The organism is Candidatus Poseidonia alphae (assembly GCF_943787815.1).
GTDB lineage: Archaea > Thermoplasmatota > Poseidoniia > Poseidoniales > Poseidoniaceae > Poseidonia > Poseidonia alphae.
Window position 1 is genome coordinate 168,033 of record NZ_CALSNW010000002.1, and the last position, 24,307, is coordinate 192,339.

Annotated in this window: 23 protein-coding genes and 1 tRNA gene; 5 read left to right on the forward strand and 19 right to left on the reverse strand. The window is 49.4% G+C overall.

Annotated features, from left to right (window positions below):
- Nucleotides 1-5: 5 nt before the first annotated feature.
- The 11 genes from AAA857_RS04480 to AAA857_RS04530 form a co-directional block, all read right to left on the reverse strand.
- Nucleotides 6-248, reverse strand: coding sequence for a hypothetical protein (locus AAA857_RS04480; protein ID WP_338173548.1), 243 nt, complete (start codon nucleotides 246-248; stop codon nucleotides 6-8).
- 107 nt (nucleotides 249-355) lie between these two features.
- Complete coding sequence (locus tag AAA857_RS04485; protein ID WP_338173550.1) at nucleotides 356-1,333, reverse strand: AAA family ATPase; 978 nt, start codon at nucleotides 1,331-1,333, stop codon at nucleotides 356-358.
- Between the two features lie 54 nt (nucleotides 1,334-1,387).
- Nucleotides 1,388-2,389, reverse strand: coding sequence for a MoxR family ATPase (locus AAA857_RS04490; protein WP_338173552.1), 1,002 nt, complete (start codon nucleotides 2,387-2,389; stop codon nucleotides 1,388-1,390).
- 102 nt (nucleotides 2,390-2,491) lie between these two features.
- Complete coding sequence (locus tag AAA857_RS04495) at nucleotides 2,492-4,426, reverse strand: GTP-binding protein (RefSeq protein WP_338173554.1); 1,935 nt, start codon at nucleotides 4,424-4,426, stop codon at nucleotides 2,492-2,494.
- Nucleotides 4,427-4,457: 31 nt separating this feature from the next.
- Nucleotides 4,458-4,904 (reverse strand): nucleoside-diphosphate kinase, encoded by a 447-nt coding sequence (ndk, locus tag AAA857_RS04500; protein WP_338173706.1) that lies wholly within the window; start codon nucleotides 4,902-4,904, stop codon nucleotides 4,458-4,460.
- Between the two features lie 83 nt (nucleotides 4,905-4,987).
- Entirely contained in the window at nucleotides 4,988-5,179 is a 192-nt protein-coding gene (locus tag AAA857_RS04505) for a 50S ribosomal protein L24e (RefSeq protein ID WP_338173556.1), read from the reverse strand.
- A gap of 6 nt (nucleotides 5,180-5,185) precedes the next feature.
- Complete coding sequence (locus AAA857_RS04510; protein ID WP_338173230.1) at nucleotides 5,186-5,410, reverse strand: 30S ribosomal protein S28e; 225 nt, start codon at nucleotides 5,408-5,410, stop codon at nucleotides 5,186-5,188.
- A 22-nt stretch (nucleotides 5,411-5,432) separates the two neighbouring features.
- Complete coding sequence (locus tag AAA857_RS04515) at nucleotides 5,433-5,804, reverse strand: ribosomal L7Ae/L30e/S12e/Gadd45 family protein (RefSeq protein WP_338173558.1); 372 nt, start codon at nucleotides 5,802-5,804, stop codon at nucleotides 5,433-5,435.
- Between the two features lie 129 nt (nucleotides 5,805-5,933).
- Nucleotides 5,934-6,881, reverse strand: coding sequence for a ribose-phosphate diphosphokinase (prs, locus tag AAA857_RS04520; RefSeq protein WP_338173560.1), 948 nt, complete (start codon nucleotides 6,879-6,881; stop codon nucleotides 5,934-5,936).
- A gap of 83 nt (nucleotides 6,882-6,964) precedes the next feature.
- A tRNA-Ile gene (locus AAA857_RS04525) sits at nucleotides 6,965-7,041 on the reverse strand.
- A gap of 84 nt (nucleotides 7,042-7,125) precedes the next feature.
- Nucleotides 7,126-7,710, reverse strand: a complete 585-nt coding sequence (locus tag AAA857_RS04530; protein ID WP_338173562.1) for a hypothetical protein — start codon at nucleotides 7,708-7,710, stop codon at nucleotides 7,126-7,128.
- 411 nt (nucleotides 7,711-8,121) lie between these two features.
- Here AAA857_RS04530 and AAA857_RS04535 point away from each other — a divergent pair, with 411 nt between their 5' ends.
- The gene (locus AAA857_RS04535; protein WP_338173564.1) at nucleotides 8,122-8,928 is read left to right on the forward strand and encodes a hypothetical protein; all 807 of its coding nucleotides are present in this window, start codon (nucleotides 8,122-8,124) and stop codon (nucleotides 8,926-8,928) included.
- Here the strand turns inward: AAA857_RS04535 and AAA857_RS04540 are convergent.
- From AAA857_RS04540 to AAA857_RS04565, 6 genes are all read right to left on the reverse strand, one after another.
- Nucleotides 8,925-9,944: a deoxyhypusine synthase gene (locus AAA857_RS04540; RefSeq protein WP_338173566.1), complete on the reverse strand. Its 1,020-nt coding sequence runs from the start codon at nucleotides 9,942-9,944 to the stop codon at nucleotides 8,925-8,927. The two genes, AAA857_RS04535 and AAA857_RS04540, sit on opposite strands and share 4 nt — an antisense overlap.
- A 52-nt stretch (nucleotides 9,945-9,996) precedes the next feature.
- The gene (locus AAA857_RS04545; RefSeq protein ID WP_338173568.1) at nucleotides 9,997-12,429 is read right to left on the reverse strand and encodes a helicase-related protein; all 2,433 of its coding nucleotides are present in this window, start codon (nucleotides 12,427-12,429) and stop codon (nucleotides 9,997-9,999) included.
- A 22-nt stretch (nucleotides 12,430-12,451) separates the two neighbouring features.
- Complete coding sequence (locus AAA857_RS04550) at nucleotides 12,452-13,183, reverse strand: SDR family oxidoreductase (RefSeq protein ID WP_338173570.1); 732 nt, start codon at nucleotides 13,181-13,183, stop codon at nucleotides 12,452-12,454.
- A 45-nt stretch (nucleotides 13,184-13,228) separates the two neighbouring features.
- A complete protein-coding gene (locus AAA857_RS04555; protein ID WP_338173572.1) occupies nucleotides 13,229-13,615 on the reverse strand; it encodes a nucleoside triphosphate pyrophosphohydrolase family protein in 387 nt (128 codons plus the stop codon).
- 348 nt (nucleotides 13,616-13,963) lie between these two features.
- Nucleotides 13,964-14,332: a hypothetical protein gene (locus AAA857_RS04560; RefSeq protein ID WP_338173574.1), complete on the reverse strand. Its 369-nt coding sequence runs from the start codon at nucleotides 14,330-14,332 to the stop codon at nucleotides 13,964-13,966.
- A 66-nt stretch (nucleotides 14,333-14,398) separates the two neighbouring features.
- Nucleotides 14,399-14,692 (reverse strand): hypothetical protein, encoded by a 294-nt coding sequence (locus AAA857_RS04565; protein ID WP_338173576.1) that lies wholly within the window; start codon nucleotides 14,690-14,692, stop codon nucleotides 14,399-14,401.
- A gap of 1,330 nt (nucleotides 14,693-16,022) precedes the next feature.
- Between AAA857_RS04565 and AAA857_RS04570 the strand changes: the two genes are divergently transcribed.
- A complete protein-coding gene (locus AAA857_RS04570) occupies nucleotides 16,023-16,400 on the forward strand; it encodes a hypothetical protein (protein ID WP_338173578.1) in 378 nt (125 codons plus the stop codon).
- 113 nt (nucleotides 16,401-16,513) lie between these two features.
- Here AAA857_RS04570 and AAA857_RS04575 read toward each other — a convergent pair whose 3' ends face one another.
- Together AAA857_RS04575 and AAA857_RS04580 are read right to left on the reverse strand one after the other, a co-directional pair.
- Entirely contained in the window at nucleotides 16,514-17,428 is a 915-nt protein-coding gene (locus AAA857_RS04575; RefSeq protein WP_338173580.1) for a 4-hydroxybenzoate octaprenyltransferase, read from the reverse strand.
- The gene (locus AAA857_RS04580; RefSeq protein WP_338173582.1) at nucleotides 17,428-19,380 is read right to left on the reverse strand and encodes a UbiD family decarboxylase; all 1,953 of its coding nucleotides are present in this window, start codon (nucleotides 19,378-19,380) and stop codon (nucleotides 17,428-17,430) included. Before AAA857_RS04580 ends, AAA857_RS04575 begins: the two co-directional genes overlap by 1 nt.
- Before the next feature lie 150 nt (nucleotides 19,381-19,530).
- Here AAA857_RS04580 and AAA857_RS04585 point away from each other — a divergent pair, with 150 nt between their 5' ends.
- From AAA857_RS04585 to AAA857_RS04595, 3 genes are all read left to right on the forward strand, one after another.
- A complete protein-coding gene (locus AAA857_RS04585) occupies nucleotides 19,531-20,742 on the forward strand; it encodes an NAD(P)/FAD-dependent oxidoreductase (RefSeq protein ID WP_338173584.1) in 1,212 nt (403 codons plus the stop codon).
- Nucleotides 20,743-20,802: 60 nt separating this feature from the next.
- Nucleotides 20,803-23,331 carry a cytochrome c biogenesis protein CcsA gene (gene ccsA, locus AAA857_RS04590; protein WP_338173586.1) on the forward strand — a complete coding sequence of 843 codons (2,529 nt, stop codon included), beginning with the start codon at nucleotides 20,803-20,805 and terminating at the stop codon, nucleotides 23,329-23,331.
- A gap of 64 nt (nucleotides 23,332-23,395) precedes the next feature.
- Nucleotides 23,396-24,286, forward strand: a complete 891-nt coding sequence (locus AAA857_RS04595) for a peptidylprolyl isomerase (RefSeq protein WP_338173588.1) — start codon at nucleotides 23,396-23,398, stop codon at nucleotides 24,284-24,286.
- The last annotated feature ends 21 nt before the right edge of the window (nucleotides 24,287-24,307 follow it).

Below are 24,307 nucleotides of genomic sequence, written 5' to 3' on the forward strand. Positions count from 1 at the left end.
GGAGATCACACCTTGTAGGGAGCCAAGTTCAAACGTTCAGCTAGGTGGTCCACATCGACATCAACCGCCATCTTCATTCGTTCTCGCAGCGTGTCAATTTCACCCTTCATCTTGAGCATTTTATGCGTCCGAATCATCTCGTTAAGGAGTTCGTTAACACTACGGTGTCCTCCTGTCGTTCGTATGGTGTTCAATTGCCTACGAATCTCATAGCTCACACTGACTGAAGTCATCCCTTCGCCTGTCATACAGATACCCAATGAACCCTTGACTTGGCTGCCTACTTAACCTGTGCGAAGGCATGGAAGGGTACAAGCGTGATTTGGGCGGCATTTTCTTTGCGTCGAGCAGAAGATTAACGAAGGCTACGTTCTTGACGAAGCCGGGATTCCTCAACAACCCCGAATTCTCGTCGCATGGATTGGACTCGCTGATGAACTTCTTTTGCAAGGGTCCAATATTCTAAACTTCCAGCACCGGCACCCGAGTTTGTAGGTTTGTTGAGAATAACGGTGGGCGCTCCACTCCAAGGTGCTTCTGCAACCTTTGCCAAGCGACGAACCGTGGTATTGAACAGCTTATTGGGCATCTTCTTATTCACTTGGTCACACACGTATGTGCTCAATTTAGAGCGCGCATCGACCATGGTCATGACGATTCCAAATATTTTCAGATTTCGATTGATTCTCCGTTGAATCATCTTGATTGAATTCATCAACATACTGAAGCCTTCCAACGCGTAATACTCGGCTTGAACGGGGACCATGACCCAGTTTGCAGCACACATGGCGTTAATTGAAAGCAGACCAAGCGACGGGGGAGTATCAATGATAATGTAATCAAAATCGTCAACGATTGGGAGAAGGGCTTCTTGTAAACGGGTTTCTCTTCCAATCTTGTGGGACAATTCAATTTCTGCGCCAGAGAGATGGATGTCGCTTGGCAAGAGCCATAGGTGGCCTGCATTGATGGAGTCGGGAATTTTTTTGCCCCCGTTTCGATTGGACCAAGCCTCCCTCATCGATCGAGTAATCTCTTCAGGCGGAATAAGGTATTCTTCCATCAAGGGAAGTTCTTCACCGGAATCGTTGGCGAGTAAATCATAAACAGTTTTCTTAATTTTCTTCTTCTCCAGGCCAAATGATGTCGCACAGTTGCCCTGTGGGTCAAGGTCGATGAGAAGCACCTTAGCCGGAGGAAGTCCTTGACGACGGGACCCTTTAGCGAGGGCTGCTGCGATGTTAACAGCAGTCGTTGTCTTTGCACAACCGCCTTTTTGATTGGCGACAGCCATCACCATCTTGTAAGGGTTCATCACACGGTCACCTCCCATAGTAAACCCTAGGCAAGCCCTCCTCTTTCAATGCAAGCCCTGAGGAGGCAAGTATCAGGCTGGTTGAATCACAGGAACTGGAACTTCCGAGAGGATCTTACGGACGATGTGCATTCCAGTAATCCCTCGGATTTTTGCCTCAGGCTTCATGTTGATACGGTGGGAAATAATCTGTAAGGCGATTCCTTTGATATCATCGGGGATGACATAATTTCGGCCAGCAACCGCTGCAGCAGCACGCCCGGTTTTGAACAGGGCTTGACTTGCACGGGGCGAGGCTCCGTTTGTGACACGGTGGTCCTCACGAGTTCGCTGAACGATTTCAATGATGTAGGATAGAATTGCTGGGTCAACGTGAACCGTTTCCAGTGCTTTCTGCATGGCGACTACTTTCTTTGGTGAGGTGATTTGTTCCACTTCGTGCTCGTCCTTTCCTCGAAGTTTACGTCGGGCGAGAATGGCCTTTTCTTCAGCACGGTCAGGATATCCCATGCTCATCTTCATCAAGAAGCGGTCCATTTGCGCTTCTGGAAGTGGATAGGTTCCTTCTTGCTCGATTGGGTTTTGAGTTGCGATAACAACGAAAGGCGCTGGAAGCTTGTGGGTTATTCCTTCGATGGTGACCTGTTTTTCTTCCATCGCTTCAAGCAGTGCTGCTTGTGTCTTTGGAGGGGCACGGTTGATCTCGTCGGCAAGTAGGATGTTTGAAAACAAAGGACCAGCACGAAGTTTGAATTCTCCTGACTTTTGGTCGTACATGTACGTCCCCATGATGTCGGAGGGCAGCAAGTCCGGGGTGAATTGGACACGCTTGAACTTACAACCGAGTGCTCGTGCAAAAGTATTGGCGAGAAGGGTCTTGGCGAGTCCAGGGAAATCTTCCAAGAGCATGTTTCCGTTGGAAAGAATCCCTACGGTCACTCTCCGGAGGTTTTCGTTCTTACCGATGATCACTTTGCTCACTTCATTCATCAAACTGTGTGAGATTGATGATACAGTTGCAATCAAATCTTGGGTTCGTACTCCCTGAGCGCCTGCTTGAATTCCTGCTTCCATTAGAATACCTCCAGTGATAATTGTATACTTTTTCATTTCTTATATGAATGTGTGCGCTCCAGTCTTCAAAAATGCTCATCAGGAAATTATTGATAAATCCGCTCAACGTCCCCAAAAGTGGTTCTCTTTACGATGTAAATTCACGATTTCATCAAGAATTTCTTCTTCAATGGGTGTTAAATCAGCTTTCTTCAGTCGCTTGACATGGCGCTCAGGAACATCAACATAGAATTCATCCAATTCTTCGATGTGTCGTCCGACAGTTGGCCCATGAATGGCCATTGCGACTTCATCGCCTTGCATGGCTTCTTTGACCTCTTCAGACGCACGAGTTCTAAGACTCTTGATTTGGCCAACCGGTGTGCCGTCTAATTTGATGAGGCGTTGGCCAAGATGGACCCGTCCACCCAGAACACGCATTCCGACAATGGCAGGGCCTTTCGCCCGGAACGTGTGGTCTTTGAGATACAACACACGCCCAGGATATACGAGGGTTTCACGTTGCTCTTCCTCAATGGCCTTCTTGGTCTCTTCAACCCAAGCCTCGAATGCGTCGAGAATATGATAGATGATGGGGCCGGCGATGAATTTCACTTCAGAATCATCTTGGTCCAACTGTTGAGAAACTTCGCTGTTAGCTTTGGTTGAAAATCCGAGGATGACCTTTTGAAGCGGGTCATTGGCCGATTTGGCCATGAGAATATCCTTTTTGTTTACAGGGCCAACGGTTGCCTGCCGAACGGGTATGTTTCGTTGATGGAGCTCAAAAGCCAATGCCTCTAACCCTCCAACGGTGTCTGCCTTGATGACAACTCCACTTCGTTCTTCTTCTGCTCCAAGGCATTCTCCGGTAGACGTATGGTCTGGAAATGATTTACGGGCGAAAATTTCTTTGCACGAAGAACACATAACTGGCATTGCATCGAAGATATTTCTCCATTCGCCACGTATCGCTTCTTCAGCAATTGTGCGTTCTTCAGCAGTATTTGCAAGATGCAACGTTGTACCAGCAATGGTTGCTTCCAGTTTCGGTGCAACTATTTTCACACCGCATGCAGCCTCGACAGAATCGAAATTGACCCATCGTTTCCCAGCATCCCTCATTTCCGCCATGCCTTGTGGCCGCTTTAGTCCCTTGATGTGGGTGGTGAAGGCTCCGTCAATACCAGCGAGCATGATCGAATCACCAATCTTGAGTTGGCCTCGGTAGAGGATGACGTCAATGGTTTTCCCCATGCCGACTTCATCTCGCATCTCCAGTACCGTTCCTTGGGCAGAACCCAATGTGTCGGTCAATCGGTCTTCCAAGAAACGTTCAGCAAGGCCGACGGTGACGGCGAGAAGGTCTTGAAGTCCTTCACCGTCCTTCGCTGACATGGGTACAAGAGCAACATTTTGCCGAAAGTCACTGATCTTGTCATATCGCTCAAGATTGAATCCATGTTCTGAAAACTGTCCAACGATTTTCCAGTATCGGTCTTCAAAAAGCGCCTGCACGTCTTCCCTTTGTGCGCTAAAGGATTCAATGAACGAGCGCCCACGTTCGGTTCGCCATCCATGCAAGCGATCGACCTTGTTTCCAGCGATCACGAAAGGCGTCCGAGTTTCTTTCAAAATATTGAGGGATTCAATCGTTTGAGGTTGGAGGCCTTCCATGATGTCAACCACCAAGACGGCAATATCTGAGACCGAACCACCACGGTTGCGTAATGATGCAAAGGAGTGATGGCCAGGCGTGTCAATAAACAGCAATCCCGGAGATTTGAAGGCCTTGCCGCCCAACATTGCAGCACATGTTTCGTTGAGCACATCAGCGGGGACTTCTGTAGCGCCGATGTGTTGTGTAATACCGCCGGCTTCTCTGTCCATGACGCTTGCTTGTCGCTCACTTCCAACAGACCGCACCATGTCCAAAACACTGGTCTTACCGTGGTCAACATGACCAAGGACAGAAACAATTGGCTGACGGTTATGGCCTCGAGTCGGTTCCTCGTCAGCCTCAACCGAATGTTCCACAGGTTCTTCTGCGTCAGACATCGGTTTCACCGCCTCTCAATTGGAGGAGAGTTCACTCGTAGACCCAGGTGCCCATGGTGTTGTTCCATTCCATGAGTCCTTCGGGGAACCAAAGTCCAAGTTCAAACTCTGCGGTTTCTGGGGCATCGGAGCCGTGGATCATGTTGTAACCCATGTCCATGCCGAAATCTCCTCGTATTGTACCTGGGTCAGCTTCTCGTCCGTTGGTTGCTCCAATGAGTTTACGGGCAACAGAAATAGCATCCTTTCCTTGCCATGCCATGCAGACGACGGGCCCGGAAGTTACGAATTTAATGAGGCCTGGGAAAAAGGGTCGTTCCTTGTGAACATCGTAATGCGTTCGGGCGATTTCTTCGGTTGGAACCATCGATTTCATACCGACGAGTTTCAATCCTTTTCGTTCAAATCGTCCAAATATTTCTCCGACAAGTCCACGTTGTACGCCGTCGGGTTTAATCATCACATAGGTAGTTTGCATGGTGTTCACCAAACCTACCCAAAAGTGACCTGTTTAAGGGCGTTGCTGTGCGGCAAGAGAGAAGTCGTGGTCCCAGAAGGGGTTCACTGGATTCCGCCTTTGACGTAATGGCGGGTCCACTTCACTCGGCGAGAGTTACGCTTCAGTTGAAGTTGGTTCTTGCGAGCCTTACTGCTCTTGAACCAAAGGATGCTTCCATCCTTGCGTACAAACATCATGCCGGTTCCAGGTTCGATTTCCTCTCCGGAAAAACTGCATATTCTTCGTTCTGGCATTGTTCATCACCGTGCGTTCAACTTTCGGGCCTCTCGTCCCGTGTCCTTGAGCATGAGAATGTCACCGACTCGCACTGGTCCTACCACGTTGCGGCTGATGATACGTCCCACGTCTCTTGGGTTGGGTGCGTCGTTAACACGCACCTTGACTTGAGTAGCTTCTCCGGTCATACCGGTTCGGCCTACAATTTCGACCACTTCTGCTGGCCATCCACCGAGTTCTTCACTCATAATCTTCATCTCCGATTAAATCTCAAGCCTTGAGGCCTTTGATGAGTTCGACAACTTCGTTGAATTTTTCTTGGGCGCCTTTGTTGATTTCCATCACTGCGATGGAAGCAGCCTTGACACCGTTTGCGAGTCCGGCTTCCTTAGCCAAGAATTCTTGGCTTGGGACGTATCCGTATGGGATTCCTTTTTCTTCACAAATCAATGGAAGGTGAGCCAACAATTCTGGAGGGTTCACATCTTCTGCAAGAATGATGAATTGGGCGGTACCTCGCTCTGCGGCTTTCGTGACTTCGTTACTGCCTTTCTTGACGCGTCCATTCGTGTTCGATTGGATCATCTCGTAAATCTTGTCAGCAACGTCTTCTGGGGTTTCAAATGCTATATGTACACTCATTGGAATATCTCCTTCCTCATGTTAAGGGCAACCATGCGCAGAACCACGCGGATATAAACGCAACGGAGGTCGCATCGGTCTCGGTGTTGTTGAACAATAGAAGGAAACAGTGAGCAGTCAACCGTTCTGTTATGGTTTGAGGCCAAGCGTGTCCAATATTTCATGAACGCCCCGAGACAAAGCCGGGCCACCTGGAATCGAGTCCACAGCGTTGGATAAGGAGCCCGTTGCATGGACTCCATCAACGTACCTCAGGAGCCGAGCAATCGCCCCTCCGGTGAACAATCCGTGGGAACATGCAGCGTGAACTTGGGTGGCTCCTTGGTTACGCAGTGCTTCTGCAGCTCGACAGATGGTGCCGCCCGTGGCGATCATGTCGTCCACGATGGCGACCTTCTTGCCGGCGACATCGAGATTCTTTGCTTTGTGAACGATGGTGTGTGCATCAATTCTTGTTTTCTCGAGATATGAAAATTCGCAACCAATCAGCGATGCGACCTGACTTGCGCGGTCAATGGCGCCTTTGTCCGGGGAGAGGATGAAGTCTGGAGCAACCGTCCCTTGCAATCGTTCAGAAAGTTCCGGCATAGCCGATGTGAACGAGATGGGCACAGGGAGGTCTTGCAACACTTCAGGTGCGTGTATGTCCAAGACCACCATTCCATCACACTTGGTGGCGAGCAGGTGGGCTATTGCACGAGCTGAAATCGCCTCACCCGGTTTGAATCGTTTATCTTGCCTGGAATAGCCGAAATAAGGAATTGCAAGAATAATGCCTTTTCCGACGTTTGGTAGGGTCTGAGGGCCGATTTCTCGCAAATTATGCAATTCGCCTCTCCGTACATCGTTTAGAGATTCAAGCATAAGCAGTGTCTCAACAATTCCCGAATCCGGGAAGGTATTTGATACCAAGACAACGGGACCCTTCCGAACGGCTTCGATCGTTTCAGTGGGTATCCGAGTGTATCCCTCGGTATCCGGAAATCGTCGAGTCTCCAACACATGGTGTTCCCAACCAAGTGATTCAGCAAGTTGGCTCGCCAGAGGGCCTGAATTACTGCCGGATACAACGACCATATGCTCCCCTCAAGTCGTGCTGTACGCTGACCCTTCATGTTCTTTGCGAGGGAGAACGTATTGAAATATCTCCGGAAGAGGTTTGGTGCGCGAGGCAGGACTTGAACCTGCGACCTCCCGGTTATCAGCCGGGTGCTCTAACCGACTAAGCCACCCGCGCAATAGTAAACCCGCCGACCGGACCCCCCGTCATAAGCATGACGGCTAAAGAATCAACAGACGTTAACGTCAGATTGTTCTGGTTTCACTCTTCTTCCATCGAGTTGATGGCTGCAAATGACGGCAACTGAAGGACTTTCTCAAAGGTTCGAGAAAGAACGACTTCATCCAAACGTTCTCGTGTTCGGGCCAATGCTGTGATTGGAATACGGATTTCCGATTCAACGCCGAATTCCTTTTGGATACGCATTCTTGTTGTAACAATGACTCCCTTGTAAGTGCGCTTTACTCGGAACAACCGGGTGATGACGCCTATCTCTTCTCCTTGATTGTCCAAGACTGCACGATCCAACATTTCGTCAGGTGCGTAGAGCTTCTCATCAATTCGAACCGTGTTTCTCCATCGTCGTTGCAATTCTCGCATTGACTTTGAAAGTTTCACGGTTCCGTCGCCACGAATGCTGTGCACCAGTTCCTTCGGTAGTGGTGCAAGTTCGGCTGGCTTCCGCATGTATTCATCTGCGACTTCTGGTGCCACTTGAATTCGCATCGATTGAACTCGTGCTTCATTCGGATGGTGGCGCTCACCAACGATTGTACCTACTTTCTTTTCGTTCACATAGACATCACGTTGGAGTAACTCCTGAATGTCAAATTCTGTATTTCTCATATTTCCCATCTCCATGCCGATTTTGTTCGGCTTACCCATTGCTCAGTACCGACGCCTATTATACTCTTCCCCGAAAAAAATATCTTTTCCAATTGCATTTGTCGCATAATACTACATTCAACCAATTGAAATATAGAATTTAATTCAATTTTCAATGTCGCATAACGCGCGTATTTCCAATATGAATAATTCAAAACTGAAAATCAAAAAGGTTCTGTTTTCTTATTGAACCTAACATAATTTGAATGGCAGTGAACGGTGTGAAAACATGGAGTAAGTGGTTGATGCAATTGAGCCCTTTTTCAATATAAAATCTGTTTTTAATTTACTAATTTTATATTGGAAAGTGATTTATTATGCTAAAATTATGGTGAAGGAATCCTTCATGAACGGGAATCATGTGGGGAATGCATGGGCGATGAGGCGAGAATAGCAGTTCATGCTGCCGCTCATCCACTGGCTAGGACGCTCATGGAGCGTGGAATCCCACAGTTTCACCAATTCTCGGTCCCTGAATCTGACCTTGCACGTGTTCGTAAAGAGCATGCTTCTGCTCTCGAGCAGTTCCCTGGAGCCATACGCCCATTGAACGACTCAGCGTCTGTATCGGTACATGTTACAGACCAACAGACAGATCTCAGCTCTTATGATCAGACAGGCGTACCCGTCGTCCATCTCACGCCACGCAATGTTTTGATGCAGGGGGATTCCCTTCAAGTTCACATCCTTGACCTCTTGACAACTGACGCCTCGACTCAAGCTGGGGCCATGTTCCATCAATGGTGGGAATGTGCAACTCATGGCGAGACTCCAAACCTCGGTTTGGATGGCGCTTATTGGTGCTCTTGTGATGATGCCGCTGAAGGCCTTCTGCGCCTGATAAAAGGCGGATTCCCCGTTGGAGGTTCCATGAATGTCTGTGGCCGTAGATATTGGTCCATGGAGGCAACGTGGACAGAATTTGAAATGTTGGTATCTCGAACGATTGCCGGTCGTGAAGGTCAATTCAATCTGTCCCACCTTAGGGCTGACGAAGGACCTGTTGTTGAAGTTGAAGACCTGGCGTCCCCACAAGAACGCCTTCCCCGTCCATCTCTCGACAGGCTCCATGAATCCCTTGAAACGGTTAGTAATGAGGGTTGGAATCCAAGAACACCGTTTCGGCAAAGCCTCATGCTCCTGGTAGCCGAACTCGCTCGTGATTACGAAATGAGCTAGTTTTCGGTAAATGCTTGGCTAAAAAGGTCAGCACCGAGAAGGGGGAGGAGCAAACTCGCATCTCCTTCGACACAAACATGAGGTGCCTCTGGTCTCATCTTGCCCCATGAAATCGCTTCTCTCAGGCGAGCGCCTGACAGGCTTCCATCATGTTCTGGAGCGGTGGTGATGTAAACCGCACTGTCAAGTCCGCCTCGGTATTGATTCCACCAAATGACGTGATGTTTGGAAATTCCTCCCCCAACCATGAGGGCGTTTGATGCCTCGACGTCCCAGGTGAGGTCACTCATGACTTGCTCGTCGGCGAGAGTATCAAGGTGAAAATCGCGATGTTTTTGTCGGAACATGAACAACTGTGCTCCGATGGAGCCGTCGGTAATGCCGGGGATGCACACTGGAATCTTGTTTTTAGCAGCCCAATAGATCAGTGAGTCCGGCGTCCCTATGCGCTTACCAAGTTCCCATACCAGGTGAATTGAGCCAAAACCTAACCATGCGTCTGCCCCGGTCTTTCCGGTAGATGCAAGGCGGTCGTTGTAGATGTCCTCGAGCACAGGCATAACTACAGATTCTATGATCTCTCCATAAGATGCATTGGGGACGATGACGTTACCGAGGCGCATGAGGGAATGTTCCCCAAGTTCAACATCATCCAAGTCAAACGAACCGTGGTAGTAGTCTTTGTAAGCCCTTGCAATATCATGGTCCAGCGTTCCACAGGTCGTTGAAACAACGTTGAACATTTTTCGCTTAATGGCCTCAACAAAGAACCCGCGCGTACCCGTAGCGCACAGGCAGGCAGGGAATGAAAGCCAGTTTGTTACTCGCTCTGGATCAGCATCCACGGCGTCAATCTCTGTTTTCATTTGGGACAGGATTTCCCTTGCCGTTGCAAATTTAGTAGCGGTAAACCCGCCTGCAGAGGCCATTTGCTGAATCAATTCCTGAGGCGTAGTGGCCTTGGAGAAGTCATAATCTACAACAGGGGTGTCGAAGTCCTGGGGGTCAATCGCCATGGGCCGACCTCGCGGCTCCGCTTCATGAAGGTGTTCACGCTGTACTTACGCCTCATTCGTTCATGCGTTCGATTTCATAAATTCGGTCTCGAAGGCGAGCAGCCTGCTCGAAATCGAGGGACTTCGCTGCCGTCTCCATTTCCGCTCGCAGTTCAGTGAGCAATTCGGACCGCTCGCTTGGGGATAGCGTGGGTGGAGATTGGCCGTCATCAGAGGATTTCAATTGGAAATTTGATTTTTCTATTGAGGAATTATTAGGTTCATTAGCCGAAGCCCAAGACCCTGCGCCCAAATTCAATCGTTGTGCCCAATCCCCATCTTTCCGACCACCTTTTTTGGCTATGAGTCGACGAGAACCATCTCCCCCAGTGGTTGTTCCAGCGATGAGTTCATCCGTCGTATCACCCATGGCGGGTAGGGCCTTGACAATGGTCCGTGGCGTAATCCCTAGGGCTAGGTTGTTGGCATGTTGCCGTTGCCTCCGTTCCAGAGTTTGCCGTATGGCTGCCTCCATAGCGGGAGAAAAACCATCGGCATAGAGAAGCACTTTCCCTTCTTGGTTTCGTGCTGCACGTCCAATAGTTTGCAGCAAACTCCTTTCGTTTCGTAAGAAGCCTTGGCGGTCAGCATCAAAGATGGCGACAAGGCTCACTTCAGGGATGTCCAAACCCTCACGAAGGAGATTGATTCCAACAATAACATCGATGTGTCCATGGCGAAGAGCATTGATGATCTCTGTACGCTCAATCGTGTCAATTTCCGAATGCAGGTGATGTGCCTTAACTCCCATGCGATTGAGGTAGGCAGCGACTTCCTCTGCGAATTTGATGGTAAGGACCGTTACAAGGGTTCGCTGGGACCGGTCAATTCGAGCATTAATTTCCGTGAGCAAGTCATTGATCTGACCGGCAGTTGGGCGCACTTCGATCTCAGGATCCAACAATCCCGTTGGTCTCAGTTCCATTTTGGCGATTCCCTCAATGGATTGAAGCATATCGTACATTGATTCAGCTTCTGGATGTTTTTTATCCCGGTCTGCAGGTCCTGCTCCTCCCCGACTTGTAGCGTGCTCTAGGCCCTTTGGAAGAGACTGGCCTGTAATCTCACAGAGATGGCGGAGTTCACGTTCTCCGGGCGTGGCTGAGACGTATACCATCTGTGGGACGAGACTTTGGAACTCGGGTATTTTGAGGGGCCGATTGTCTGCGGCTGTTGGCAAACGGAATCCGTGTTCTATGAGGCTCTCCTTTCTTGAGCGGTCTCCGTGGTACATGCCTCCGACTTGAGGGAGGCTCACGTGAGATTCGTCCATGATCACAAGAAACTTTTCGGGGTTTCCATGAAATTGATTTGCACATGCCGCAAAGAAATCCAGCAAGCAGTAGGGGCGTTGGCCACGTTCTCGCCCGTCGAAGTGAAGGGAATAATTCTCGATCGCTTGGCAGTGTCCAATTTCACGCAGCATTTCAAGGTCGTATTCAGTGCGTTGTTCAATGCGGTAGCGCTCAAGTTCTCTCCCTTCTCGTGCGTAGAATTTACTGCGAGCATTCAGTTCGGTTTCAATGGATTCAAGCGCGGCTTCGAAACGTTCTGGGCTCGTCATGAAGAATTCCTTTGGATGAATCCAGGCTTCATCCAACTCATCCAAGACGTCCCAGGTGACGGGGTCACAAATTTGGATGCTCTTTATTCCGTCAAAATCAAACACAATCCGCAACGGGTCATCTCGGCTTGGCATCCATACATCGATGACCTCGCCCCGAACTCTGCATTCGCCACGGTTGAGATCGGTTGTCGTCCTCCGGTATTGAAGTTCAATCAGTTCTCTTAGTAAGTCACTGGTCTCAATCAACTGCCCTACTGCACATCGGACGTGATATTCGAGGAACGTTTCCGGGGGATTGAGTCCATAAATGCAAGAGACAGAAGATACAACGACGCAATCAGGGCGGGTCACCAATGAAGCCACGGCAGCAAAGCGCTCCTGCTCAATTCGCTCGTTGATGCTTAATTCTTTGTCGATGTAAAGATCACGTTTTGCAAGGTATGCTTCCGGTTGATAGTAATCATAGTGGGAGACAAAATACTCAACGGCATTCTTGGGAAAATATCCAACCATCTCTTGATGGAGCTGCCGTGCCAGCGTTTTGTTATGGCTCATGATGAGGGTGGGGATGTTAAGTTTCTGAATGACGTGAGCCATTGCAAAGGTTTTGCCGCTACCGGTCACGCCGAGAAGAACACATCTTTCTTGGCCATTTTCCAATTGAGAAATCAAATTTTCAATTGCTTTTGGCTGGTCGCCATCGGGCGAGAATTCAGCATGCAACTCAAACTTCTTCACTGACGGGTTTAGTTCATCCAAGGCCGCCCCTTCAAGTGCTTTTGAAAGGTCGAAGGGATTACGTTCGATCAGGTCAACCTCGCCAACTAAGCGGTCAGCCTCATCCTCAAATGCACCTGCATCGTCCCATTGTTCAGCCATAGCAATCCCTCTTATGGCACGATTAGGGGAGATAAAGTCCACCGTTAACATGAAGAATTGCTCCGGTGATGTACGATGAATCAGGACCTACAAGGAACGAAACAGTTGAGGCCATATCTTCAGCAGTCCCTACTCGCTGCAGCGGCACTTCACCTTCTCGTTGCGATCGCTTTTCACGTGAGTCGCCACTCAATAAATCGGTGTCAACGTATCCGGGTGCTAGGATATTCACTCGCTTCCCTTCTGGTCCCACAGACTGGGCCAATGAGCGTGCCCACGCTGAAAGAGCCGCCTTTGACGCAGAGTAATCTGCGCCGTGAGGGGAGCCTCGAATGCTAAGTTGAGAGCCAACAACAACCATTCTAGCGTCATCGGAAAGATGGGGCTGGACCGCCTTCCAAACTGCTACTGCACCTTCGAAATTGGTTTTCATCGTATTATCCAAGTCGTCCATGGTCATTTTATGTCCTTCAATACGGTTGTAGATGCCGTGATTGAGCACCAACACTTCGATTTTACGGGCCATCCACGGATGTTGTCCGAGAAGTCCAACTTCCCCTGAATCAGCACAATCAACCTTGACTGCGAGTGCATCATCTCCACGTTCACGGATGGCATCAACGATCATTTCAGCTGGTTTTGAGGATTGATTGTATGTCAACAAAACATCGTATCCATCTGCAGCGAGCCGATCGGAAATCGCAGCACCTATGCCGCGGCCTCCGCCAGTAACCAATGCAACAGGTCGCGTCATAGCGCAGACGAGAACCTCATCTTTCATGAAACCATGTGAACCTTCTCAGTCATCTGAAGGAAGGAACTGAGCAAGTTGTGGTGGCTGCCACCCTTCGGGTTTCATGACTTTGCCATCTTCCCTTCGTAGGACCTTTCCATCCACCAGTTTGGCCATGTTTGAGCGGTGAACTTCATTGAAAGCATCGTCGTAAATGTGTTGCATGCCATGATTGATGATGGTTCCAGCAAGAATGTATCCAATGTCAGCAAGCGCATCGAGAACCTCAACTAAATCGCCTGAACGGGCTGCTTCTGCATATTCTCTGACTTCTTCTTCTAGAAGTTTGATGCGAAGTTCAATCAACTCGTTCGGGCCTAAGGCCGGAGATTCAAGTTTTGGAATGTCAAAGGCTTCATTAAATTCCAGTAGAGATTTCACGATAGGGTTCATGTTTTTGGGTTCACGGTTCAGCACATGAACATTCCACTCCCATTTCTTGCTTTTTCAGAACATATTCTCGGATGCAATTCTAAACCCCCATATTTTTTTTTACAGGTAAGGGCCTCTCTACCGCTGCATCTTGGGCAGAAATCATCGGATTAATCACCTTTCTCGGTGCTACAGTACATTCGTTGTTTCAAATTCAAGAACTTGATTTTCAACGGGACTGTTTGCTCAGCCGTCTTGTCAGAAGGTACCGTTCCGACTGGCCAACTGTGACCCTTCCAACTGCTAACAGTCATGCAGAGTGGTTTGGGATAACCCCTTCCAACTCATCCGAATTGATTTGTTAGTAGATTAGACCGTTGAACGGATTACTTCTCCGTCTGTATCCAACCATGGATGAATTGCTGCCATTACTGCCTCATGTATTCCAACAGAATTCATACCTCCACAATCAACAACTCCACCGGCATCCAACAATCTTGTTATTGAATTAAGAAACTCTTGTTTTCCTAACGAGGAATTCTTCCTACCAGTGTTCTCATTTTCGATGAAAAGCCTCTCTTCTTGGTGATTGTATTTCCAAATTCGATATGTCGCTCTTCCCGAAGGCGATGGAACCTGAGTTTGATTATCAATTGCATCTTCAGCAGCAGGAACGAACCTCGACCAGTATTCCTCGGGAGTCTTTGTCATGATAATGCCCACAAGTTTCACCATCATAACTCTCCCTATGCAAATGAGGCCCTTCCAATCACCCGTACGTAGCCGCATGTTGGCATTTGGGAATCAGATTCTGTCCATGTAGGAACGAAACCTATCTCCAAGAAACAGGCTCTCACCGACTTCTTCGAACCCAGCCATTGGATCTGGAGCGGCTTTTCCTCCAATAACCCAAGTCAATACATCGACCATACCTTTGGCACGGGCAAATTTAGCAGCCGCTCTACGACAACCCTCCTTGTCTCGAACTCGTTTGCGATGTTTGAACTTGGCTTTTTGCTCCAGCACTTGTTCTTGAGCTTCTGCTAACATCCACTCAATTTCCGTCCAAGACCTTGTGTAAGTAGGCATTGTTTCCATTTAAATCAACTTCCTTTGTCTAATCCAACCTTCCTTCATCATTCTGTATCCCCAAAACATCAGGAGTCCAGAAATCAAAAGTTCAACAGTCAATGCCATAGAATGGACAATCTCTGTCATGGTTGGGCCACGTGTGACGATAGAATGTATTCTATCTTTGTAAAATTGATACTTCACTATATTCTATACTCATGTAGAGGACATACTTGACGCGCCACTTAGGATGAAAGAAGAAATCAGACTTTCTAAATATAATAAAAATCCCTTTGCATAACCATCCATACTAACGGTAGCGTCTGAGGCAGCCCACTGCGAGCCCATTGATTCAGCAATTGTGAGCGCGTGGGTGTTATGGCAGAATCCTTTGAATCACTACATAAAGGAAAAAATATGGATTACTCCATTTTCTAGAACGCCCTTTAATGCTATATCTGTGATACATTTACGATAATTATGGCTTATGATGCATGGGAGGCAGATCCAGGTGTTTACAAACACCATGAGGGCTCTTCTGATAGCACCTCAAGATATTCGTGGATAAAGGAAATCCGAATTGCACATGGGTTGGTTGATGATGGAGATCCACTCAAAGACTTCACAATAACATGTCCAGCTTCAGGATGTGAAAACACCTCAATCACTCATCAATTTGAGGGATGTCATCTCAGAGTTTCTTGGACAAACGAAGTGTTGAAACATATTTTCGGCCTTGGTGGAACACCTGTTGTTGCTTTGTGCAGTGCATGCCATCACAAGTATGGGGGGTCAATTAGACTAGGCAGTACAGGGATGGGATTAATTGATGAGAACGCACCCATCGACTGGAATGCACCGACTACTCAATTAGATGCTAACAAGCACATCGAATGCAAGCATTGTAGGACATTGGATACTATTGGCCCAGATGAAGATGATGAGTGGTTCTGCTCTACATGTGGGCACCACATAGACGAAAACGGAAGTTGTGTAACTGATAACTGTGAACATGACGAGGAAGAGGAAGATGAACGACAGGAGGGTGCATGTATATGTTCAAGCAATTGTGCATTTCATCCTCGCAGTAGATGTAGAAATCAACCTACTCCTCTCTGCTTTAAGGGAATGTGTGGTCAATGCTGCGATGGCGAGAGGTGCTTACGACATAGTGATCATGAAAAATTTGGTCGGCCCGGTTGGAAGGAGTTGTCGAGGAGGAAGAAAGACACAAGTGATAAAGGGGTCAAGAAATTTCTGAATCAGAAAAATTTTCTTGATAAAAAATTCCGAGATGGGCCTCTCAGAAATGCGGACCCGATTTGCCGTTCTTGTAAACATATCTTAGACACTTCAGATGATAAAAATTGGCGATGTGCCAACACTGATTGCCCGGAATATAGGGGTGAAGCACTGTGGTGTCATTGTGGCAATCAAGGGTCCAATCGGTGTGATAATAACGAATGTGGAAATTGTTGTCAAGGATGTTCTGTACACGACGAACCTAATGATGACGATGGCGATTATGATGACGATAATGATGATGATGATGATGGAGGTTATGATTCAGGCAGAAAATTGGGTTTCCACGCCCGTTGTTCAGTTTGTGACTATGTTGCTGTTGGAAGTGACATATCAGAGAGTTTCGGCTGGAAAAATAGCAAACCGAGAGCGCGATGTAAGGATTGTAGGAAAGCAAAAAGATATCCGTAAACAAAGGCTCTTGAGAGTCTAATCGTCAGGGCCCCCTTACGATTACCCGCAATCGTCACGGTACCGTCTGCTTACCCGTGTGAGCAAAGGGGCTCTTTGCAAATCAAACAGAATGAATTCAGCTTACTTTCTTGTTCAATCGGTGCCCACCGGAACATCAACAGCGAAGCCAAGCAATAAAGCTCCAAGCAAGACCCATCCGGTAAGCATGGACGCACGGAACAAGACGGTTTGAAAATCAACAAACCTCTCACGGGCCAGCACGACCCAGATGTTCACAACGGCCATGATGCCTGCAGCCCCAAGGAACCATATCCCGTCCATCGGGTCGGAGATCGCAAAGCAAGCAAACCAGAGTAAGGTGAGTTGAACGGTTGTACGAGTGGTGGCTTCTTCATCAAAGGTAGATGGAAACGAATGAATGCCTTGTTCCCGGTCGCTCTCAACATCCATTCGGGCGTAATTGATGTCAAAGGCTGTAATCCAGAGCATCACTCCAATTGAAATCGGTAGGATCGTTGGAGCCCAAAGGTATTCTGTACCCGTAGAAAACATCCCAGTTATGGCAGCCCACCCGTGTACATCCGCTGCAACGGCGACCCAAGCACCTGCAGGGGCAAGACCCAAACACAGGCCGAGCCAAAAGTGACACAACCACGTGTACCGTTTCATGTACGGATAGACGACAAAGGTCAGGACGGGCAACCACGCCATCATGAGGGCCACCTGGTTGAGCATGCCTGCGCTTACAAGCAGCAAAACAAGGAATCCCCCAGCGAGGCCCCACGCTGTCCGTAGGCTCATTGAGCCTGAGGCCAAATGGCGCCCCTGCGTCCTGGGGTTTGCTGCATCGATGTCTCGGTCAATGATTCGGTTCAGTGCCATCGCAAGACCACGGGCACCCACTGCAGCGAGAAGTATCCACAGAAGGTCAATGCCGGGAGAGCTGTTGAATTGGTCGTGGGCGATAAAATATCCAATGAGTACAAACGGCAGGGAGAACAAGGTATGTTCGATTTTGATGAAGGTCATGATTTGTTTGACGTCCATCACTCAGGTCCCCCAAAGGAAAGGTGAGGGGGCCACTCATATGATTCTAATTCAGGATGCTGTGCCACCTTTTCCAATGTCTCAGGGGAGTGTAGGGTGATAGCAGGCCATCTGCGCACGCCGAACGCAGACGAGGGAATCGGAGTGGTTGCGTCCCAGCAGAGCCGTTGGCGGGCTGCGTCAAATGACAGTCCTCGGCCCACATCAAAACGAGAGGTCAACTGCCAAAGCAGCCGTCTACGAGCCTTTGGCCCATCCAAGTCAACATCGCTGTTGGTGATGAACAACCAGCGCAAGTTGTTAGAACTTTCCAATTGCCAGATTGATTCTTTCAATTGCGCTACCTTGTCTCTGCGTTTACCTTCTGCCTCATCGTCTGAGTCGCTTGAGCCGAGTTCAGGGGAGGGGGTCCCGACAACATTGGTGGTGACAACGAGCATGCTTCCTCGGAGCATGCGTGCCTGTACGACTTCTGGTAGCGCTCGGACCGCTTCTATGTTCGTGAAGGAGGGGGGCTGTTCCGAACCCTGCCTCCAAGCCGGTGCTTCTTCAGAAAAAGAGCCCTCAAGAGGTTGATGTGTACTTCTTGGGTCCGCGGCTGCCAGCGTCGTTGCATCGATGAGGAGTTTGGAATGTACATTTTCATACGGACTTGCGGCTTCGAGGGAATCGGCTACCATGCCATCGAGGACAGTGATATCGGTCGAGATGTCCACTTTATCATTCAAGGCGTCCAAGAATGATTCGAGATCTTTGGTGTTTGAATGTTCGTCCACCATGGCCATGATTTTCAGAAACATCATTTGTCCTGCTCCAAGAAGCCCAAGCCCAGTTTTCCTGGCCTGCCTCGGGTAGCGCTGTTTTGAGGCAGCGATGGCAAGGTTGTGAAATCCTGTCTCGAGAGGCAGGTGAACGGAGCGAACATCCCGATGTTGGAATTGCAGTACTGGCGAGAACTGTCCGCCGATCGCTTCGCCAAGATAGCCGTCTTCCATTGGAGGCAGCCCTACGATGGTGGCGGGGAGGACAGCGTCTTTTCGGCACGTAATTGCGGTGACATGGAGCACGGGATATTGTCCTGTGAGGGAGTAGAAACCGAAGTGATCCCCAAACGGCCCTTCTGTACGAGTTTCTCCGGGAATACAGTAGCCCTCAATGACGACGTCGGCTTCTGCCGGCACCATGAGGTCTTGGGTCAAGGCTTTCGTAATCGGAAGCGACTTGCGACCTAAAATTCCTGCAAATTGATACTCTGAAAGGTTGTCAGGCAGTGGCGATATGGCTGAAAAAATCAGTTCTGGCGGTCCTCCAATGCAGACGGCAACCGGCATTTTCCCCTTTGGACCTAAGGCCGCTGCGTGGTCAGCAGCATGTTTGTGTATCTGCCAGTGAAGACCGAGTTCCTTTGGTCCAAACACTTGGGCTCTGTACATACCAAGGTTGTGTTCGCCCGAGGTTGGGTCTTTGGTGACGACAAGAGGAAGGGTGACGAAATGCCCTCCGTCCATCGGCCATGTCTTGGGTATGGGTAGGGCTGTGAGGTCAAGAGGAAGGCGGACACGCTGACTTGCGCCCTTTCTTTTCTTTTTGGGAGGCATTGCGAAGGCGTCTCTTGCGAGGGGTAGGGCCGTCCACGGTCGTTTGGTCATGGCCCCGATATCGGGTTTCATCATGGCTACCATTCGGTCTCCAATTGAGGTTTCATGTTTTGCCCCAAGTGCTCGAAGGGTCCGGTCGTGCGAGCCAAAGAGGTTCATGGCTAGAGGCATGGTTGATATCGTTCCGTTGGCCAGTCGTGGTTGTTCAAACACCACTGCAGGGCCGTCGTTCTTCACGAGGAGGTCGGCGATGGCGCCGGCTTCGTAAACCACATCAACGGGCCGATTAATGCGAATTAACTCTCCTCGGTCTTCGAGGTGAGTCATCCAACGCTTGAGGGTTCTCCATGCCACAAACCTGCGTGGTCGTTCTTGGCTTTGAACCTCCGTATTCGCGCTAATGGTGCTGATGAGGGTTGAGCCGCCTCCGTTGGAAGCAACCGTTTTCTTCATGTGCCTCCCCTGCTCTCTCTCACACAGAGGGGTCGGATGAGAGCGTGTGACGTGGTCGTGATTGGCGCTGGTCCAGGGGGCGGTTCTGCTGCATTACATGCTGCTAGGGCTGGACTTTCCACTCTGATTTTGGAAGCTGACCCTGAGGTTGGTACCCCTGTTCATTGCGGTGAATGCCTCTCCGAGTTAGCGGTGCAAAACCTTGACCTTGAATTGCCCGATCATGTCAAGGCTTTGGACGTCAAAGGAATCCGAGTGATTTTCCCCGATGGTACTGAAAAGCTCCTCACCGAACAAGGTTATGTGCTGGAAAAGCATCTTTTTGAGCGTTGGTTGTGTGACGAGGCCAGCAAACAAGGCGCTGAACTCCTTCTTCACCACCGTGTGACCTCAATGGAGAGGGTTTACAATAGCGAAAATCAATTTACTAATTGGAAAATTGACGGAAAAGGAGACGAGTTTCCTATCGAATGCCGAGCCGTTATTGACGGTTCAGGCGTTTCTGGCGCAGCATCAAAACTCTTGGACATGGGCGGGGAGGTGGAAGTCATCGCAGGATTCCAATACGAGATGCTTGATGTTCCCAACGACGGGTATCTTGATTTCTACCTCTGGCCAAAGTATTCGCCGCACGGGTACGTTTGGATGATTCCGAAAGAGGGCGGACGGGCCAATGTTGGGCTGGTTACGACCGATAAGAAAGGGGCCATTAAGTACCTCAACTCGTTCATAGAAGACACCTACCTTGCAGACAAACCTACTGCAAATCCCCCCTGGCGTGCAGAGGGCATCAAAATCCGTCCGTTTGGGGGAACCATTCCAATATCGGGACCCCGTAAAACGACGGTGGGTGAAGGAATTATTCTCGTAGGAGATGCTGCAGGGTTCACCTCTCCGTTGTTTGAAGGAGGCACCCACCTTGCGCTTTGGTCCGGGAGAGAGGCAGCTCAAACCATCGCTGCTGCGATTAAAGAAGACGATCTAAGCAACAAACGCTTGATGATGTATGAGCAGGCTTGGAAGAAACGTTTTCCTCCTTACCATAAAATTCTGAAAGGAAAAACAGCCCTTTACGATTTGACCGATGAGGAGATGTCAACCATGGCTCGGTGCCTCCCAGAAGAACTTGGAAACATGAGTCCTTTGGATAAGGTGGTCATTGGGTTACGAATCTTGGTTAGGAAACCGATTTTGTTCACCAAGCGGGTCATACCGGTCCTCCTTTCCTTTGGATATTCTCGTGCAAAATTCTTCGGATGGTAAATTCCCGCGCTTCGTGACAGATAAGCAAAGCAAATGAGGGGCGGGCTTCCACCTTGTATCATGTGGGGGGCGACACTTTGGCTGTCTCTCATCTCACTTTGTGTCCTGATATGGCGCCCAGCGCTTCACGAACGCAGCCCTGGGTTATCCACCGCTTTGCACCTTCTCCTCGGAATGCCGTTTTTCGTTCTAGCAGGCTTGTTCATCGTTAATGACGTCTCAATTTACCATGTTGCTGCATTCGGCGGAGAGGCCCTTCCTCTCAAATATCGTTTTGCCGCAACGTGGGCCGCTCGGGAAGGTCCACTTCTGATGTGGGTGGGCTGGATGGGGCTTTTATCGTGGCTTTTGAGGCGTCCACTCAAAGGCGAAGAAGGAGATTTCAAACTTTACCACACCCGACTTCGAATCTCCCACATCTCAACCTTAGCCTTGTTGCTCATTTCCTTTTCATTGGACCCCTTCAAGCCCACGCCGCAGTTGTTTTTTGGTGGTGGACTGAACCCTCTGCTGCAAACCGATTTGATGGTGATACATCCACCTCTCATCTTCTTGACCTATGCGCTCTGTTTCCAATTAACCAGCATTGGCCTCTCCAGTGCGTATCTCAACAACAACGAGTCACTTCAGGAACGAACCTTAACCGTAGCCCGACCGGCTCTCATCATCGCCACCGTTGGAATTGGACTTGGTGGCCTTTGGGCCTATCTCATTCTTGATTGGGGGGGTTACTGGGCCTGGGACCCCGTTGAAACGGGTTCGCTTCTTCCATGGCTGGCATTGGTTGGGCTGGTACACTTGCGGACCCGACCGGGGAGCATTCACCCTTCAATTTGGTCCGGTGGAGCAATTCTAACGGGCGTCTTAGCCATTTTTGCTACAACGGTAACCCGAGCCGGAGGAGTTTGGGCATCATCAATTCACACCTTTGTTACTGACGATTCTGGGACGCTACCCGAAAACGTGTTTGGACGTCTAATGGTTCTCAAAGAGAATCCTGCGGCCACGGAGATCATGACCTACACCGCTTGGATGATGATTTTAATCGGTTGTTGGTTTGCAGTACAGAGGGGGCAATATCGCAATCAACCCCTTCGAGAATCTGCTGTTTGGGTTTCTGCTGTGCCTGCCTGTGTTGCGCTGATTGGCGCTCTCTTCTTTTCAGATTTGGATGGAATGACGTGGGCGTTGGTCCCGGATGCCCTTTTCGTAGGACTTCTCTTGCTTCCCATGGGGTTAGCATATCAAAAGAGGGCTTCCAAACCCGATGCAATGGATACGGAAGCTTGGTCCTACACCACCCTCACATCGCTGCCATTGCATGCGATTCTCACGGTTTTGTTCTTTGCTTTGACAGAGGACGTCTTCATCATCATGATTTTTGCAGCTCTTTTCTTGCCGTTGTATTACGCTCCCTCTGCTTTGGTGGCTTGGCCGTGGGCGGCTGCAGGCGTGGTGATGGGATTATCGCTCGCTTGGTCGCAAATGTTGGAGTTGCCTGTTGCAGCACTGATGCTCGTCACGTTCGTCCTGCCGTGGTTACTGGCTCCAACCGATGAACAAGATTCACCTTCGATGAACAGTCGCAAGGTGCAATTAAAATTGGCCTTGTGGGGCAGCGTTCTCGTCGTCAACCTCTATTTGGTACTGACCTGGGTTTTGCTGATCTCAAGCATTGACGCCATCAATTTTGATGCGCATGAACTCTACGGGGCTCCATTTCTGACGGCCATCGGTGTTTGTTTATTCTTGTACATGAGAAGAAAAGATGACTCCACTCAAAATTTGTACCTCCTTGGTGGTGCAACAGCAGTCGCTTTAATCGGCGCCCTTCTCTTCCCCGATTCACTCGGTGCAGATTCAAGCACTCCGATTTCCCAACAACTTCAACGTGGCCATATCGTCTGGTTCAGCCTCCCATTCTTACTGCTTGCTGGGGCGCCTGTTGGACGAGAAGTGGTTCGGCAAATCGCAGTGGCCAAGAAAAAAGGGACGCTCCGGAGAATTCCATTAGGCGCTCATATTGTCCACTTCGGATTGCTTCTGTTGCTCCTCGGTCATCTTTCAACCACGACATTGGTTGACCGAGGAGACGCGAGTCACCGTCTATCTTTGGTCAAGAACGAAATGATTGTCCATGAAGGGATAGGGTATGAGTTTACTGAACTTCTATTGGAAGATGAAGGGTTGGAAGTTGGTGACGGCTTTGTTGGTGTTAACATCCGAATCTATGACATCCTTTCCGATGGTACGGCAAAGGAAATCGGTGAAGTTCGGCCGGGAATGCTCCGGTTTGACGCTCAAGACCTCCCGCGTTCTGAGGTTGATACATTGACTCGATTAACCGGCGATATTGTGTTTATTTTTGACGGCAGTCAGTCCAATGCGTTGATGCAGACGGTTCAACAAGACGGACTTGAATCCGTCGAGTTGGTGCGGGTCACCATTTACGTCCTCCCCCACTCCCATGCTGTTTGGGCGGGCTGGGGCCTGATGATTGGAGGCATGACATTGGTCGCTCTTTCACAGGGCAAAAACGATACACTGACAACCAATAATGGCGAATTAATCCCTTCAGAAGAAGAATGAATTCTTCCAATGGAATTATGAAGGGGAGGTCGGTCGCCGAAACATCCCCTTTGGAGGCATTACCATGGAAGAAGGAACTATTGTCCACGTTGATTATGAATTGTATAACGGTGAAACCGGTGAACTCATCGAAACCACTCGTGAAAAAGTTGCAAAAGAGCACGAATCACACCAAGAAAGTCGAACCTACCAACCAATGGTCTGTGTCGTCGGTGGCGGTCAGCTCATCCCTGGCTTTGAAGCCGCATTGGGAGAAGCAAAAGCCAACAAGGAAATTGAGGTTCTTATCGCTCCTGCTGAAGCCTATGGAGAGAAAGACATCACCCAGATTGAAACCATCAGCATCGACAAACTCATCCGTGCTGTTCAAGACCCAAATTCACTTTACATCGGCGCCCCCGTCAACATCAACAACAAACAAGGACACTTGTCTTACCTTGCTGCTGGACGTGCTCGAATCGATTACAACCACCCTATGGCTGGTAAGACCCTCAAGTACACGTTCAAGATTGTCAAGGTCGTTGAAGGAAAGGAAGACCAAGTCATGGCTCTTCTTGAAGCCAACACTGGACACAGCGAATTCAAGGTCTCCTTTGATGGAGATGATTTGAATATCGTCATCCCTCAAACCATGCTGTTTGACACCAACGCAGCCATGCTCAAGTTCCGATTGGTCACCATTATTCGTGATGCAGTCGAATGTGGCAAGGTCTCATTCATTGAAGTTCACGAACCCCGTGGATTTGGTGTTGAGGACGAAGACGACCACGACCACGACCACGACCACGACCACGACTCACAGCGAAGACCTGTCCAAGCTTTCCGTTGCAGAACTCAAAGAACGCCTCAAGGCTGCAGGACTTCCAGTTGGTGGAAAGAAAGCAGACTTGATCGCTCGCCTCTCGCAAGAAGAGGAATGAATGCTGATCAGTTCTCCTTAGAGTTACAACGATAGGGGGGTACGATTCCCCCATGG

What these genes read in the sequence shown, in the direction of transcription:
- AAA857_RS04555 (WP_338173572.1), bottom strand. Translation starts at nt 13,615, where the DNA reads ATGAACCCTATCGTGAAATCTCTACTGGAATTTAATGAAGCCTTTGAC.
- AAA857_RS04595 (WP_338173588.1), top strand. Translation starts at nt 23,396, where the DNA reads ATGGAAGAAGGAACTATTGTCCACGTTGATTATGAATTGTATAACGGT.
- AAA857_RS04535 (WP_338173564.1), top strand. Translation starts at nt 8,122, where the DNA reads ATGGGCGATGAGGCGAGAATAGCAGTTCATGCTGCCGCTCATCCACTG.
- AAA857_RS04545 (WP_338173568.1), bottom strand. Translation starts at nt 12,429, where the DNA reads ATGGCTGAACAATGGGACGATGCAGGTGCATTTGAGGATGAGGCTGAC.
- AAA857_RS04485 (WP_338173550.1), bottom strand. Translation starts at nt 1,333, where the DNA reads ATGGGAGGTGACCGTGTGATGAACCCTTACAAGATGGTGATGGCTGTC.
- AAA857_RS04540 (WP_338173566.1), bottom strand. Translation starts at nt 9,944, where the DNA reads ATGGCGATTGACCCCCAGGACTTCGACACCCCTGTTGTAGATTATGAC.
- AAA857_RS04480 (WP_338173548.1), bottom strand. Translation starts at nt 248, where the DNA reads ATGACAGGCGAAGGGATGACTTCAGTCAGTGTGAGCTATGAGATTCGT.
- AAA857_RS04570 (WP_338173578.1), top strand. Translation starts at nt 16,023, where the DNA reads ATGATAAAAATTGGCGATGTGCCAACACTGATTGCCCGGAATATAGGG.
- AAA857_RS04515 (WP_338173558.1), bottom strand. Translation starts at nt 5,804, where the DNA reads ATGAGTGTACATATAGCATTTGAAACCCCAGAAGACGTTGCTGACAAG.
- AAA857_RS04510 (WP_338173230.1), bottom strand. Translation starts at nt 5,410, where the DNA reads ATGAGTGAAGAACTCGGTGGATGGCCAGCAGAAGTGGTCGAAATTGTA.
- prs (WP_338173560.1), bottom strand. Translation starts at nt 6,881, where the DNA reads ATGGTCGTTGTATCCGGCAGTAATTCAGGCCCTCTGGCGAGCCAACTT.
- AAA857_RS04575 (WP_338173580.1), bottom strand. Translation starts at nt 17,428, where the DNA reads ATGGACGTCAAACAAATCATGACCTTCATCAAAATCGAACATACCTTG.
- AAA857_RS04550 (WP_338173570.1), bottom strand. Translation starts at nt 13,183, where the DNA reads ATGACGCGACCTGTTGCATTGGTTACTGGCGGAGGCCGCGGCATAGGT.
- AAA857_RS04505 (WP_338173556.1), bottom strand. Translation starts at nt 5,179, where the DNA reads ATGCCAGAACGAAGAATATGCAGTTTTTCCGGAGAGGAAATCGAACCT.
- AAA857_RS04495 (WP_338173554.1), bottom strand. Translation starts at nt 4,426, where the DNA reads ATGTCTGACGCAGAAGAACCTGTGGAACATTCGGTTGAGGCTGACGAG.
- AAA857_RS04560 (WP_338173574.1), bottom strand. Translation starts at nt 14,332, where the DNA reads ATGATGGTGAAACTTGTGGGCATTATCATGACAAAGACTCCCGAGGAA.
- AAA857_RS04490 (WP_338173552.1), bottom strand. Translation starts at nt 2,389, where the DNA reads ATGGAAGCAGGAATTCAAGCAGGCGCTCAGGGAGTACGAACCCAAGAT.
- AAA857_RS04565 (WP_338173576.1), bottom strand. Translation starts at nt 14,692, where the DNA reads ATGGAAACAATGCCTACTTACACAAGGTCTTGGACGGAAATTGAGTGG.
- AAA857_RS04530 (WP_338173562.1), bottom strand. Translation starts at nt 7,710, where the DNA reads ATGAGAAATACAGAATTTGACATTCAGGAGTTACTCCAACGTGATGTC.
- ccsA (WP_338173586.1), top strand. Translation starts at nt 20,803, where the DNA reads ATGTGGGGGGCGACACTTTGGCTGTCTCTCATCTCACTTTGTGTCCTG.
- ndk (WP_338173706.1), bottom strand. Translation starts at nt 4,904, where the DNA reads ATGCAAACTACCTATGTGATGATTAAACCCGACGGCGTACAACGTGGA.